The following is a 15255-nucleotide window of genomic DNA, read 5'->3' as shown; positions in this document are numbered from 1 at the left end:
ATTGAAAAGCTAAAGAAATAATTTTATTTATTTCATAATGAGGTATTACCGGTTTTATTTAGTTTACCTTGTCCCGTTGACCGTATTTGCAGTCGTCAAAAAATAAAATGGAAAATAATTTTGAGGATTTAATTGCCTCTTATATTGAAAATAAAGTTGGTATATCTGAACATTTTTTGAGTGATGCTTTGGCCAATAGCTTAAAGCAAAATTTACTTGATCTAAAACAACAAAGTTTGTTAGTAGATGCTGGAACCGGCAATTCAGAAGCTGTTTCTTATGATAGTGCGGTGAGAAGTGATTCTATATATTGGTTGGATAAAAAGCATAATAATGCCTTCGAGAACGAGTTCTTTGCTCAAATAGAAGACTTTATTGACTATTTAAATCTAAGTTGTTATACTGGAATTACAGGCTATGAGTTTCATTACTCTTTATACGAAAAAGGTGATTTTTATCTAAAACATTTAGACCAGTTCAAAAATAATCCGAGCCGAAAATACTCGATGATTAGTTATTTGAATAGCAATTGGCAAGAAAGTGACGGAGGTGAGTTGTTAATTCATCAGGAAAACAATAACCAGAAAATTTCACCAACTCAAGGCAAAACGATATTTTTCAAAAGTGACGAATTAGTTCATGAAGTTTTGGTAACTCAAAACACTAGAATGAGCATTACGGGATGGTTGAAGTGTGATTAATGACCTATTTTATTGACTAAATTTCACTAGCTTAATTGTAAAAATGGTAAAATTAAAGAATGAAGTGAAAAGCAAATATCAAATTTATCTTACTTTATTTTTTCCAGTTCTAAATATATCTGATCCATTTCTGTTTTTAGATTTCCTATATCAATTTTTAAATTTTCAATTTCAGTTTGAACGGAATTTATATCTTCATCCCTTTCATCAGTAGTTCTTAAGAACTGAAAGTCATTTGCCTCACTCATTTTATTTTTTGCTTGAGCCAAATTACTGAAATCAATAGCCAGTTTTCTTTTTATTTCCAATAATCTGTTGCTCAGATTTTCTTTTCTTTCTTTTGTAAGCCTATCGAATTCTATGCGCTCTTGTTCTGCTATGAGATTTTTTTGCTCCTCAATTTTTTTTTCTTGCAGTTGAAATTGTTGATTATTTTTTTCAGTTATACTATTTTTCTGTTCTAAATCGGAACTTCTGTTTTCATCAAAAATTTTAAAGCTAACAGTTCCAATAATTAACACTAAAAGCCCACAAAGGATAAAAAAAAGCATCTTATCCACCCCTAAAATTTTAGGATTATCGTCAGTTTCTTCTAATTCAGGTGCTGGTTGAAAAGATTTTATAGGCGGAGGAACTACTCTTAAAATAGATTGTAATTCCATGACTTCTCCAGCATTTTTCCAATTCTCCATGCCTTCACACCAAACAGGTGTCGTCTTTTTAATTGATTTGGCTTTCAGTTCGTTTAAATCAAAAGGACCACTACTTTCAACGCCGTTATGTAGGTAATAGGAATTCATTTATTATTGATGCTTAATTATTTATGAATTTACAATATTTTTAATTTTCAAAAGTACAAAACAAATCGCTTTTTTTTTAATTATTTTTTAGGGCTATGTTTTCTTTTGATGCTAGAAATAATTTTCGATCGCAGCTGGAAAGTTCACCTCTTTCCATAAACTCGTACCATATAATTTCCGTTTAAGAACTTGGCAGGCTCAATTTGGCTTTGTAAAATCACTCCAATGATATCGTTTTCCAGTAATAATTGAGCCGCTTGGGCTAATGGAGCTGCTGTTGTTGTTTGTATGGCTCGCAATTGGTGTTTACCCACTTTTTGCGAGAGTATGCATTTAGCAATTTCTCGTCTGCGTAAAATTCCTTCGGCGTCTTTTCCTTCTACCGCAGCGTACAAAATAATCTGGTCATCTTCTATATGAGGGACGGCAAGTTCCATTTTTTGTTGCAATTTAGTTATCGCATCCTCTGAATTATCCAAATTAGAAAGTTGCTCTTGTACCCAAGCGTAATGACCTGAATGTCGCAAAGTTTTGTAGTCAAGCGAATGCACTTTTCCTAGGAGTGCCTCAGGCAAATCGGCTGCTCCACCCGAAGTAAGAGCCTCTTCATAAGCAATGCCGTCAATTATTATGATAGCTCTTTCTGATAGCGATGGAAGACTTGTTTTTGTAAAGTTTCTAAGCGCAATAGTGTCTTTAATATATTCCGTGGCAACACCTACTGGACTCCAAGTAAAACCATAATAATGCGGGGCTACAGCATGTTTCGTGAGAGCGCCAACTTTTAATTCGAGCTTGTCTACCGTATCCACTTTATAGTCTATGCAAAACTGTTGAAAAAGTCCGTTTGCCAGTATATCAATATAACCGGGAGCAAGACCGGTTTGAAGAATAAAACCTGTTTTTACATCCTTTGCTAACGCCATTATTGTTGAAGTTTCGGCAACATATTCCGTAAGATTAGCGTAATGGAGATGGAAATCTTTAGCAAATTGAGCGATTCTTGGTGCTTGACTTCCGGGAAGACAGTCCAGAATGATATCCCCTTGACGCAAAATTGCAGCCATTTCATCAGTCAGGCCTTCTTCTGCTAGGTGAAAATCAGTAACTGAGCAGGATTTCGTCGTTCCCATTTTAATCCAATTCACAACTTTATTTGCTTTTGAATGGGTTCTGTCTCCAATGAAAAGGCTGGGCGTGACTTCACTCCATTCTAGTAATATCATAGCAACTGCTTCGGCGATGCCGCCAGCTCCGGCAATTATAATATTGAAATGCTTTTTCATATTATAAAGTTACCCTTTTTTCTTGCAATACTATTTATGATAATTTAAGAATTTGCACTTTTGGAATCGAATTTTCCTGTCAAGGATAGTAACGGAAAGCACGTAAAGGAAGTGGGCATAAAAAACAAGCCTTAAAACAGCGACCGGAGGAAGCTCGTTTTTGGGGCTATGTTTTATGAGCAACTTCCTGCGGACTTGTAGAGTATAGCCTGCTCGGACAGCCAAAAAAACACACTGTTAATTTGAGATTAAAGGCCTCATCCAAAGTAATAATAGTTTCCGGATTACTGTTTACTATAAATACCGATTTTGCATGGTGCTAAAATAGTTATAATTAATGAGCAAAAAATCAGGGAAATTTTTTTCGATATACTTATTTGAGATTAGGGTTTTACTGTTTTCCGAACTATTTTCTATCCGAACTATTTTTATTTTGAAATAAGAAATAGCAGGCTTTGTTTAATAATTATGGACTGTTAAATGTTGATAAATGAATTTCATTCTTAGTAGTTTTGTAATCGAGAAGGAATAACTTTGTCTAAGAGAGGGCAGGACCTCACAGCAAGTGATAATTGAGCGGACGATTTTTTCTACCTTTTCAAGTGTTGTTAATTCGGAGTCTTTGCCTCAATAAAAAAGTTGTTTGTAAAGCAATTACAAAATATAATTTTATGGATTACGATAAATTTATCTTCTGCCTCGAAGCCGTTCCCGATGTAGAAACGTACACCAATACTGAAGTGTTCAATAACTTGGGACAAATCGCCTTTGAACAGGATATTACAAGTATTTACAGAACTTGTGATACGATTGAAGGTTTAGAAGAGGGCTTAAATGCTTTACGCTACGATGACCATAATTTTAAGGATTATGAAATAATCTATCTAGTAATGCCCGGCGAAGGGAACAGTATTTGTGTAAATGATTATTACTACAGTCTAACAGAAATGGCCGAGCTTTTTGAAGGGAAACTAACAGGAAAAATTTTGCATTTTGCCAATAAAAAAGTACTGGACTTAGACCAAGAAGAAGCACAATATTTTTTAGATGTCACGGGAGCACGCGCGCTTTCGGGTTATGGAGCAGCAGCCCATAGTTTAAGCAGCATTCACTTGGATAAAGTTTTTTTTAGTTTATGCCAAGACCAAGATAACCTGGTTGAAATTGTAGAGGAATTACATGAAAAACAATATGGCCTATGTAAACTGCTCGATTTTAGATTGTATTATTAAAAATGGTGCGGATCGATGGAATAGTTTGAAATGGCAGCCTAATAAATTTGTCTAAAGTTTTACCGAATACTTAAGAAAGGATTTTCGCATACTAAAAATTACTTTCCGATACAGAAATTAGCAAAAATATTACCCAATAATTCATCATTAGTAACCTGTCCGGTAATCATCCCAAAATGATACAAAGCTTCTTTAATATCCAATGCCATTAAGTCGCTGGATAAGTTGGTTTCAAGTCCAAATTTCACTTTCGTTATTTCATCTAAAGCTTTTAGTAAAGAATCGTAATGCCTTGTATTGGTTATTATTGTCTCATTGTTGCGAAGAGCGCCAGTATTGACGAATGATAACAATTGATTTTTCAAATCCTCGATACCAATGTTTTGTTTAGCAGAAATCATTTCAAGAATCACATTCAGCGGCTGGAGCTTATTTTTGATTTCGGCAATCTCCAAATCAGATAATAATTCTATTTTATTGATAATCACTACCAATGGTTTTAGTGGAAATTGATTTTTAATCTTCTCAATTTCGACTATATATTCTGAACTTTGAACTTTAAACTTTAAACTTTCAAATAAATAAAGAACAACCTGAGCTTGTTCAATTTTTTCGAAAGTCTTACGGATACCAATACTTTCAACAATATCTTCGGTTTCGCGAATTCCTGCGGTATCTATGAATCGGAATCCAATACCGCCAATTACTAATTCGTCTTCAATTGTATCACGTGTTGTTCCAGCAATTTCAGAAACTATTGCTCGTTCTTCATTTAGTAAAGCATTCAAAAGCGTTGATTTCCCCACATTGGGTTCACCCACAATCGCAACTGGAATTCCGTTTTTGATGACATTTCCAACGGCAAATGAATCGATTAATCTTTTCAAGACAAATTCAATTCGGTTTAATAATTCATGAAATTGCGTTCTGTCGGCAAATTCCACATCTTCTTCAGCAAAGTCTAATTCGAGTTCAATAAGCGAAGCAAAATTCAATAGCTCTTCCCTCAATTTCGCTATTTCATTCGAGAAGCCACCACGCATTTGTTGCATCGCAATTTGGTGTGACGCTTCATTATCCGATGAAATTAAATCGGCAACAGCTTCGGCTTGTGATAAATCTAATTTTCCGTTTAGGAAGGCTCGGAGAGTAAACTCCCCTGGATCAGCCATTCGACAGCCTTTTCGTAGCAATAACTGAATAATTTGCTGCTGAATGTAAGTAGAACCGTGGCAAGAAATTTCGATTGTATTTTCGCCCGTATAAGAATTTGGTCCTTTAAATATAGAAACCAATACTTCATCTAAGGCTTTGGTATCATCGATAATGTGACCTAAATGTAAAGTATGTGTTTTTTGGGTAGTTAAATCTTTGTTTTTAATAGAACGAAAAACGGTATTACCAATGGTAATTGCATCTTCGCCTGAAATCCTAATTATAGCGATTGCTCCCGCTCCCGAAGGGGTGGCTAATGCTACTATGGAATCGTGAGGTATCATATTTTTAATCAATTTTATGCAAAAGTAAGTAAAACTTATAAGCCCGCAAGATACCACTATAAATCCTTGATTTTATTTTAGTTAAAAGTACGCCAAATTAAGATATGTCATTTTTGTTTTGTAAATTTATGTAAAATATTGATTAGCAATTAATTACTGTGTGTGATGAAAAAAATTCTATTTCCAATTGACTTTTCGGAGGCATCTATTAATGCATTCATTTATGCTTTAAAATTAGCGGATAGTATAAAGGGGGAGATCATTACTTTGCATATTTATGATTTACCCCAAGTAGATTATATTACTGTAACAGCCAGTTTGAATGAAATTTATGATATTGCGGAGCTAGGAAATTTCGAGAATTATAAAGATGAAATTCCTCTTTTACGTAACATTGCCGAGCAAAATAATCTCGGGCATGTTAAAATGAGCAATGTTTTAGATCATGGTAATTTGGTCGATAAAGTCCTTAAAATGATCAATTCAGAAAGGATTGATTATGTAGTTATGGGGACAAAAGGAGCAACGGGTTTAAAAGAAACTTTTTTAGGCACGGCAACAACCAAGGTGATGAATGACAGTAAAGCTATTGTGTTTGCCATTCCTGAACATTGTAAATACCATCCAATTGCAAAAATACTTTTTCTGACGAAATACAATTTTGAAGATATCAAAACAGTAAAAAAAGTAATTGAATTTGCCAAAGTATTTGGTGCGCATATTGATTGCCTGCATGTAAAACCATCTCATGCAACTGATAACGATGTTTTTATGGAAGAATGGAAAAAAATAACCCAAGATCACGATAGCAGTTTGCATACTATTAGAAAGGATGATGTTGAAGGTGTTATTTTAGATTTTATTGAATTGCATAAAATTAATATGATTACCATGCATGTGTATCATAAGAATTTCTTCGAAAAATTATTCCAAATCAGTCTTTCAAAAAAATTAGCTTTTCATGTCAACATACCTCTTCTCGCGATTCCTGAATGATATAAATGGCAATTCCATTACGCTCATACAGTTACGTCAACGGAAGTGTAAATGCGTAGAATAAAAATACTATTTTTCTTTAATTTAAGGTGTAGGTATCTGATAATTATCATGTTATATTTTGATTATTATGAGTATCTTTGATAGATAAACTAATTTAATACATGCAAAAATGAAAAGAATTCTTTTCCCAACCGACTTTTCTGAAGTGGCCAATAATGCTTTTGTGCATGCTTTAGAATTTGCAAAAATAGTTCAGGGCGAACTCATTTTATTACATTCATTTGAATTGCCTGTATTTGATAATCAGTTCTTTCCCGAAAACTATGCTGTCATTTATGATTCACTTGAATTATCCCAATTTGATATGTTTAAAGAGGAAATTCCAAAGCTTCGTGCAATTGCAGAAAAACGTCATCTAGACAAAATAAAAATATCTCATCGGCTTATGGATGGTGATTTGCTGTTTAATATTAAAAAAGCCATTAAAGAAGATAAAATTGATTTTGTAATAATGGGTACTTCCGGTGCCACTGGCTGGGAATCCTTTTTCTTGGGTACAAATACTGGTTCTGCAATAGCAAATATTGATGTTCCTATGTTGTGCGTGCCATTAGAAGCAAAATTCAAAAAAATTGAAACTATTGGATTTACGACTCGCTTTAGACCTAAAGATAAAAAAGCGCTAAAAACAGTTTTGGATATTGCTAAAAAAACCAACGCTAAAGTAAAATGTCTTTACGTGAAAACAAATGAATCTGATGTCTCTAAAGAAACAATTGAGAAATGGGAAACAGAATTCATTCAAGAACCCATTGAGTTCTTTGTTATTAACAGTGATGAAGTGAAGGAAACCATACTAGATTTTATCATGTACAAAGAGATCGATGTTTTGACAATGCTAACCTATAAACGAGGTTTTTTTGAAGGACTTTTCAAACCTAGTTTCACTAAAAAAATGGCGGCAAATTTTGATATTCCAATTTTGGCCATTCATATCGATTGATTTCTGATTGAAGATTAACGTCCCTATACTTAGGGATTGATTTAAGATTTAGTACTGAAATAAGATATTTTTAAATTTACTATTGATTTTTGAAATTCATTACATTTGTATTTCACTAAAAATAACAATGGAGATTTACAAAGCAAAAAAAGAAAATTATTTAGTTCAATTAAATACAATCAACAAAAAGTACAATAGCATTAGCTTCTTTAGGCTAATTTCTATTGTACTTTTTTTAATATCAACCTATTATTACCTAAAAACAAGCGAAATTGTTTTGATTGTTTTGTCAGTATTGCTTTTTGGATTATTTGTTTTTTTAATGCGTTTTCATTCAAAATTATCTTTTCAAAAACAAATGTTTAATTCACTGATTGAAATTAATGAAAATGAAATATCTTATTTAGAAAGGAAAAAAATCCCTTTTGGAAACGGACAGGAATTTAATGATTTCCATCATCCTTATGCTTATGATTTAGATATTTTTGGAGAACATTCTTTATTTCAAAATCTAAATAGAACAGCGACATTCATTGGAAAAAAGACATTGGCAAAACAACTTTTAACACTTTTGCCAAATGAAGATATCTTAAAAAATCATGATGCCATTAAAGAATTAAAGGAGAAATTAGATTGGCGTCAGCAGTTCTTGGCTTTCGCCAAAATAAGTCAGGATACACAATCGAGTTATGAAACTTTGTTGAAATGGAGCACCTTTGAAAGTACGCCTTTGTCTAAAGTAACTGTGTTGATTTCGTATCTTTCACCGCTTTTTTTTCTGGGTGTTTTTATTGGTTATTTAGTGACCTCAAATTCTGTTTTTATATCCTATTTGTCTTATTTATTTGTTTTTAATTTAGCCGTAATGGGTAAGTTTTATAAACGTATTGCAATTGAAATTGCGAATGCAGAGAACGTTGATAAAATCATCAATCAATATAGTTTACTGGTTGGGAAAATCGAAAATGAAACTTTTCATTCTAAAAAACTAGTTGATTTGCAACAAAAACTGACCTTTAAAAAAGAAAATGCCAGCGTTCATTTGAAACAATTGGCTGCTTTATTTTCAAAAATGGACAGTATTGGAAATTTTGTGACGGCATTATTATTCAATGGAACTTTTCTCTTTAACCTGCATGTCTTAAAAGCGTTAATACAATGGAAAAAAGATCATGCCGAAGCACTGGAAGATTGGCTGGAAGTGATTGGTGAATTCGAAATGCTGAATAGTTTGGCAAATCTATCTTATAATAACCCAGAATTTACTTTTCCAGTGATAAATAGCAACTTCGAAATTGATTTTTCTAATTTAAGTCATCCCTTGCTAAATGAAAAAACTAGAGTAGGGAATGAGGTCAGTTTTCACCCCGAATCCTTTATGATTTTGACAGGTTCAAATATGTCTGGTAAAAGCACTTTTCTTCGCAGTTTGGGAATTAATATGGTATTGACAGGAATGGGTTCGCCAGTTTGTGCCAGCAGCGCCAATGTGCATCCTTTGCCGGTTTTAGTTTCGATGCGATTATCTGATTCCTTATCGGATAGTGAATCGTATTTCTTTGCCGAGATAAAGCGTTTGAAACAAATTATGGACGAATTGGAAGTCAGACCTGCTTTTGTTTTATTGGACGAAATATTACGAGGAACCAATTCCGATGATAAACGAAATGGAACCATAGAAGTAGTCAAAAAAGTAATTGCTAAAAAAGCTATTGGAGCCATTGCAACGCATGATATAGAAGTTTGTCTGACCACAAATGATTATCCAAACATCTTGACCAATAAATGCTTTGAAGTCGAAATCCAAAATGATGAATTACATTTTGATTATAAACTTCGGGATGGAATTTGTAAAAATAGAAGCGCCACTTTCCTGATGAAAAAAATGGGGGTGATTTGATATGAGTATTAAGATAGAAGAATTAAGTATTAAGAAATCAGAATCCATATTTTATACCGAAATACATTTTAATTTACTGGAATAGAATTGGTATGATTAACATATATAAGCCAAGTTTGTCATTCCGACGAAGGAGGAATCTCGCACGATGAGATTCCTCCTTCGTCGGAATGACAAAAAGGGGTACTGTATAGAAAATAAAAAAAAACCGTCTCGTAATTAAACGAGACGGTTTATTAAATATAAAAATGGTTTGGTTAATAGCGTATTTTAAATCTAAATAGTGGTTAGCTATTTAGCATTACTGGCATCACAAGCATCGTTACCGTTTCACCTTCTTCTAATCCATCAACAGGAGTCAGAATTCCAGCTCTGTTTGGTAGAGACATTTCAAGCATAATCATATCAGATTGCAAATTAGTCAACATCTCCGTAAGAAAACGAGAGTTGTATCCTATTTGCATATCATCACCTTGATAATCACAAGTCAATCTTTCTTCCGCTTTATTTGAATAATCAATATCTTCAGCAGAAACATTCAATTCAGCACCAGCGATTTTCAAACGAATTTGGTGTGTAGTTTTGTTAGAGAAAATAGCAACACGACGAACAGAGCTCAAAAATTGAGAACGGTCAATCATCAATTTATTAGGGTTTTCTTTTGGGATTACCGCTTCATAATTTGGATATTTTCCATCAATCAAACGGCACATTAAAATGTAGTTGTCAAAAGAGAACGTAGCATTCGAATCGTTGTATTCAATTTTTACTTCAGCATCTGAAGTAGCAAGAATATTTTTTAAGATAGTCAAAGGTTTCTTTGGCATAATAAAGTCAGCCACTTGAGAAGCCACAACATCTGTACGTGCATATTTCACTAATTTGTGTGCATCAGTAGCAACAAAAGTCAATCCTTGTGGCGAAAACTGAAAGAATACACCTGACATCACCGGACGTAAATCATCGTTTCCGGCAGCAAATATTGTTTTGCTGATTGCTGTTGCTAAAACATCTGCAGGAACAAGCGTTACAGAAGGATCGTCTAAGTTTACTGATTTAGGAAATTCATCGCCAGGTGCGTAGGCCAAAGCATATTTTCCCGAATTAGAACTGATTTCAATCGTACTGTTTTCTTCAACTGTAAAAGTTAATGGCTGCTCAGGAAATGTTTTTAGGATTTCCAAAAGTAATTTTGCAGGAACAGCAACGCTTCCTTTGCTTGTAGAATCTATAGTTAATGCTGCTGACATCGTTGTTTCTAAATCGGATGCAGAAACTGTCAATACATTCTGATCTAAATCAAATAGAAAGTTATCTAAAATAGGTAAAGTATTACTACTGTTGATAACGTTACCTAAAACTTGTAATTGTTTCAATAAGTACGAACTCGATACTATAAATTTCATCTGTTATATTTTATTTTTTTTGGTATGCTTTATATTTTTTCTAAAAACCATACATTTTACAAATATATCGTAAAGTACTTTAGTATGGAAAATTTTTTATTAACATCTACTTGCTGTATTTTCTTTTTCTAAGGAAAGTAAATAGAAGTCCAAAAAGCACTAAAATAAGAATTGGTAGCCCGATAGTTATGAATTGTGTAACAGTATAGTTTTCATAAACTTTCTCTTTATCCAATAATGGCAAGTCAAGATCTTTGCTTCGAATGTTAATAAGTCCTTTATCATCCAGGAGATAATTGACACAATTTATTAGAAAATCTTTATTATCGTACAAATTTCCAGAGCGTTGATCGTATCCTAATTCTACCGGTTGGGAGTTTTTATCCAATTGGTTTTTTATCAAATCTCCATCTGAAATAACAATCATTTTGTTTGCTGCTCCTTTAACTTTAAATGTTTTTAGATCAAAGGGTAAAACTCGGTTTTCAAACATCGAATGAAACGATCCTTCCAACAAAACCGAAAGTGGGATATTTCCTTTATTTAAATAATCATTCGGCGAAGTTTCTTCGGTGACACTATTCAAATTAATTTCAGTTGGCGTACCTATTATTTTCGAATATTGAGAAGACTGCAACAAAATGGTTTTCTTAATTCCGTTTTTTAACGTATCGATAGGATTGGCAAAATCGAATTTGATTCCGCCTAAATTTTTCACAATTGGATGTGGACTGTTTGGATAAACCTGAGGTGCAAATTTCCAGTTAAATTCTTGGAATTGAGTAGCACTTCCCTGATCACCTGAAGCTAATTTTATCGGACTTCCTCGTTCGTCTTTTATCAAATCAGGATTAATTCGGATTCCATATTTAAAAAATAAATCATTCAAATTCAAATCTCTCGGATAGGCCAAAGTCGAACCGGAGGAATTATACAAACTATCCATTTCTATGGCAACTTGGTCCACAAGCCACAACGTTTTTCCACCGTTGATAATAAATTGGTCTAAAACCTGTTTTTCGGCATCCGAAAAAGTTTCTGTTGGTTTAGCAATAATAGCCAAATCATATTTTTCTAAAGCGTCTAAACTCCCAATAGGATTTTTGGCAACCGAATCCAATGTGAATGGTCCGATATGATAACTTTCGCGTACTTGCATTAGAAATTTAGCCATTAATACATCTTGAAGTTCACCGTTTCCTTTAATTACGGCCACCTTTTTTTGCTTGTCTTTCGTGATTTTATTTAAAGCATCAGCAATAGAATATTCCAGATGTTGTACGGAACCAATCACTTTTTGAGTAGTCGAAGCGCCCATTCTGTTTTTCAATAAAGGGATATTGACTTCTTTATTGTTATAGACTGCGATTGCCCAAGGAAAAACCATCGCTTGTGATTGTTTTCCTTTGTCATCAACGGTAATATTTATTGGAGTTAATCCTTTTCGATACAGCTCTTTAATGTTATCCATGCTTTCGTCTTTGTTCTCCAATGGATCTACGAATTCGAAAACAATATTTTTATTATAGGCCTGAAATTCTTCCAATAACTGTGTAGTTTCTTGCTGTAATCGTTTGAATTCAGCCGGTAAATCGCCTTGCAGATATATTTTTATATACAAAGGATTTTGTACTTGTTTAATAATGTTTAAAGAAGTGGCAGAAAGAGTATATCTTTTATCTTTTGTTAAATCAAAACGATGAAAAAAGAAACTTCCTATTACATTCAGAACCAATAAAACAGCAATCGTAATTAGAACTGATTTTATATTATTTTTCTTGGCTATTTTCATTACGATTTAAAAGATTTTAGATTAAAAACAGTCAAGGAAAGAAAGAAAAACGTGATACTTAAAAAATAGAGTATGTCCCGTGTGTCCAGAACTCCGCGGCTCATGCTTTTAAAATGATCTTGCATTCCTAAGGATGAAATAAAACTTGAAATAGTTGGGACAATAGCTGATAAACCTTCGAATCCAAAATAGAAAAAGAAACACAAAAACACCGCCACAATAAATGCAACGATTTGATTTTCGGACAGCGTAGAAGTAAAAATTCCGATGGCAGAATAGCCCGCAATTAAAAATAATAAACCAAAATAAGAGCCAATCGTACTTCCCATATCAATGTTGCCTTCAGGCATTCCTAAACGGGAAATTACTATTACATAAATAAATGTTGGAATAATCGCCATTACAATTAATAGTAGAGCCCCAAGAAATTTTCCGTTTACAATTTCCCAAATACTTAATGGTTTAGTCAATAATAATTCCAAAGTTCCCTGTTTCTTTTCATCAGAAAAACTGCGCATGGTTACCGCAGGAATCAAGAAAATTAAAATCCACGGTGCCAAAGTAAAAAAAGGTGCTAAATCAGCAAAACCAGTATTCAATATATTGTAATCGCCTTCAAAAACCCAAAGAAAAAGTCCGTTGCTTATTAAAAAAACAGCAATGACCAAGTAACCTATTGGCGAACCAAAAAATGATTTTATTTCTCGTAATAATATTGATTTCATATTGTCAATGCGAGGAACGAAGCAATCTCATCCTCTTTTTATTATTTATATATTTTTAAATTACTGCAAACTTACTAATTTGTCAACGCTCCAAGCTTCTGGTTTGTCGTTGAATAATTTCTTGGTAAAAGTCCAGACTTCATAAAAAAGTTCTGATTTTCGGTAATTTTCCAAATCTTCTTCGGATGCCCAATAACTGTAAGTAAAGAAAATACATTTATTGTCTTTGTCTTGATACAATTCCAGGAAAGTATTTCCCGGAGCGTTTCGTATCTTCTCTTTCATTAACTCGAAGTTTTCTAAAAAAGCAGGAATGTTCTCTAAGTGAAAACTCAATTTTACAATTCTAACTAACATAGTTATTTATGATTTATGATTAACGATTTATGATTTTTAAATTGATTTCTGACCACTGCTACCTGAATACTATATTTATAACATCTCTATAATTCAATCCTAACAAGCTGTTTGCGGAGCCAACATTTGAAGGATTGCTTCTAAAAATGGCAATCTCAAGAAAACCAGCTTCGTTGAAAATCGCCAATTTTTCGCCTTCGTAATACTTAATTGGGTATTTATCAGAACTCGCAATCGCGGAATAATTAGGCAAAATGGTTTTGATATTTTTGGTTTTCAATACAATTTCATAGGGTCTACCTTTGGCAACTTCAATAAAATATTTTTTAGAAATATTAGTAATTACATTGCCAAAATGGTCAATATAAATCACATGGCCTTTTAATGAATTCCCATCATCGGAGACAACTGCTTGTAAATCCGTTACTTGTTTAATGCTTTTTATTTCTTTGCCAATGACATTTAGTAGACCGCCTTTGGCAATATGACAGGCTACTTTTACGAAAACATCAAGATCAGTTGCTTCACTTGGTAAACGGTCATGGATATTAATAGCCACTATTTTTTGAGGAACAATTTTTTGCGAAAGCATACTTAAAATGCCATTATCAGCCGCAATAAAATAATGATCGTTCCATTGCATGACAATATGTTGGTTCTCTTTATTAAATTCCATATCAACCCCAATGAGGTGAACAGTACCTTTTGGAAAGCTCGAAAATGACGCTCCAATGATGTAACTTGCTTCAACAGTGTTGAATGGGTCTACCTCATGCGAAATATCAATGATTGTTGCTTCAGAATATTCAGATAATATCTTCCCTTTCAACGCACCTACAAAGTGGTCTTTCAAGCCGTAATCGGTAGTAAGGGTAATTATTGACATAAATTTGTTTATAACTATTGGTGTTATGTAAATCTAATTTTATTAAATTTGAGAAACGCAAAGCTAAAGTATTTTAAGCTTTAATTAAATAGAATTTTTTAATTGAATATAAAACTAACACATGATTAAACCTCTATTTTTTCTTTTTCTTTTCTTTTATAGTTTACAATCGTATTCTCAGAAACTAATTTATAAGTCAAATGGTACTATTAATGATTCTGAAAACAATAAAATTTCACCAGATGGAGTCAGAGCGCTATTAGCAAACAATGAAAAATTATTAGTGGATTATAACTCAGGAAGAAAAAAGAAAACGATTGGGAATATTATGTTGTATAGTGGATTGGGGATGGTCTTATTTGATTTAGGGAGAGTTGCATTTGATAATGCGTTCTCGGATGGATTTTCTACTATAATTTCAGCCGGAATACCTGGCAGTGAAAGTGGTACGAGTGGTAGAAGATCAAAACCCAGTTTAGCAACTTATATAGGACTTGCTTCGTTTGCAGCAGCAATTCCAATAAAAATTGGTTTTTCTAAAAAAATAGAAAATGTAGTCATTGAATATAACAATAAAAATACTATTACCGATAATCAACGCAATAATCAAAAATTGGATTTAATTACCAATTCAAACGGAATTGGATTACGATTGACATTAAATTAACC

The 15255-nt window shown here is 33.0% G+C and carries 14 protein-coding genes; 6 read left to right on the top strand and 8 right to left on the bottom strand.

The genetic code is table 11. The annotated features are described in order from the left end of the window. Window positions 1-107 precede the first annotated feature (107 nt). The gene (locus H4V97_RS02745) at window positions 108-701 is read left to right on the top strand and encodes a 2OG-Fe(II) oxygenase (RefSeq protein WP_209548834.1); all 594 of its coding nucleotides are present in this window, start codon (window positions 108-110) and stop codon (window positions 699-701) included. 89 nt (window positions 702-790) lie between these two features. Here H4V97_RS02745 and H4V97_RS02740 read toward each other — a convergent pair whose 3' ends face one another. Further along, on the bottom strand, window positions 791-1501 hold the full coding sequence (locus H4V97_RS02740; RefSeq protein WP_209548833.1) for a DUF4339 domain-containing protein: 711 nt from the start codon (window positions 1499-1501) through the stop codon (window positions 791-793). A 143-nt stretch (window positions 1502-1644) separates the two neighbouring features. Continuing rightward, on the bottom strand, window positions 1645-2787 hold the full coding sequence (locus H4V97_RS02735) for a saccharopine dehydrogenase family protein (RefSeq protein ID WP_209548832.1): 1143 nt from the start codon (window positions 2785-2787) through the stop codon (window positions 1645-1647). A gap of 671 nt (window positions 2788-3458) precedes the next feature. On the opposite strand from H4V97_RS02735, the gene H4V97_RS02730 reads away from it, so the two are divergent. After that, window positions 3459-4019 (top strand): DUF6642 family protein, encoded by a 561-nt coding sequence (locus H4V97_RS02730; RefSeq protein WP_209548831.1) that lies wholly within the window; start codon window positions 3459-3461, stop codon window positions 4017-4019. Between the two features lie 98 nt (window positions 4020-4117). On the opposite strand, the gene mnmE is transcribed toward H4V97_RS02730, so the two are convergent. Continuing rightward, window positions 4118-5518, bottom strand: coding sequence for a tRNA uridine-5-carboxymethylaminomethyl(34) synthesis GTPase MnmE (gene mnmE / locus H4V97_RS02725; protein WP_209548830.1), 1401 nt, complete (start codon window positions 5516-5518; stop codon window positions 4118-4120). A 165-nt stretch (window positions 5519-5683) separates the two neighbouring features. Here mnmE and H4V97_RS02720 point away from each other — a divergent pair, with 165 nt between their 5' ends. The 3 genes from H4V97_RS02720 (at window position 5684) to H4V97_RS02710 (ending at window position 9420) form a co-directional block, all read left to right on the top strand. Then, window positions 5684-6514 (top strand): universal stress protein, encoded by an 831-nt coding sequence (locus tag H4V97_RS02720; protein WP_209548829.1) that lies wholly within the window; start codon window positions 5684-5686, stop codon window positions 6512-6514. Between the two features lie 172 nt (window positions 6515-6686). Then, a complete protein-coding gene (locus H4V97_RS02715) occupies window positions 6687-7520 on the top strand; it encodes a universal stress protein (protein ID WP_209548828.1) in 834 nt (277 codons plus the stop codon). 127 nt (window positions 7521-7647) lie between these two features. Next, complete coding sequence (locus H4V97_RS02710; protein ID WP_209548827.1) at window positions 7648-9420, top strand: MutS-related protein; 1773 nt, start codon at window positions 7648-7650, stop codon at window positions 9418-9420. Window positions 9421-9707: 287 nt separating this feature from the next. On the opposite strand, the gene dnaN is transcribed toward H4V97_RS02710, so the two are convergent. The 5 genes from dnaN to H4V97_RS02685 form a co-directional block, all read right to left on the bottom strand. Further along, window positions 9708-10826, bottom strand: a complete 1119-nt coding sequence (dnaN, locus tag H4V97_RS02705) for a DNA polymerase III subunit beta (RefSeq protein ID WP_209548826.1) — start codon at window positions 10824-10826, stop codon at window positions 9708-9710. A 106-nt stretch (window positions 10827-10932) separates the two neighbouring features. Next, entirely contained in the window at window positions 10933-12618 is a 1686-nt protein-coding gene (gldG, locus tag H4V97_RS02700) for a gliding motility-associated ABC transporter substrate-binding protein GldG (RefSeq protein ID WP_209548825.1), read from the bottom strand. Then, a complete protein-coding gene (gene gldF / locus H4V97_RS02695; protein ID WP_209548824.1) occupies window positions 12618-13343 on the bottom strand; it encodes a gliding motility-associated ABC transporter permease subunit GldF in 726 nt (241 codons plus the stop codon). The genes gldG and gldF overlap by 1 nt, the downstream gene beginning before the upstream one ends. Window positions 13344-13403: 60 nt before the next feature. Continuing rightward, window positions 13404-13700, bottom strand: a complete 297-nt coding sequence (locus H4V97_RS02690; RefSeq protein WP_209548823.1) for a putative quinol monooxygenase — start codon at window positions 13698-13700, stop codon at window positions 13404-13406. Window positions 13701-13758: 58 nt separating this feature from the next. Beyond that, complete coding sequence (locus H4V97_RS02685) at window positions 13759-14586, bottom strand: S-adenosyl-l-methionine hydroxide adenosyltransferase family protein (RefSeq protein ID WP_196851100.1); 828 nt, start codon at window positions 14584-14586, stop codon at window positions 13759-13761. A 121-nt stretch (window positions 14587-14707) separates the two neighbouring features. On the opposite strand from H4V97_RS02685, the gene H4V97_RS02680 reads away from it, so the two are divergent. Then, window positions 14708-15253 (top strand): hypothetical protein, encoded by a 546-nt coding sequence (locus tag H4V97_RS02680; protein WP_196851101.1) that lies wholly within the window; start codon window positions 14708-14710, stop codon window positions 15251-15253. Window positions 15254-15255: the final 2 nt, after the last annotated feature.

Source organism: Flavobacterium sp. CG_23.5, from assembly GCF_017875765.1.
GTDB lineage: Bacteria > Bacteroidota > Bacteroidia > Flavobacteriales > Flavobacteriaceae > Flavobacterium.
The sequence above is the reverse complement of the archived record's forward strand: the minus strand, read 5'-3'. Positions and strand labels throughout refer to the sequence as shown.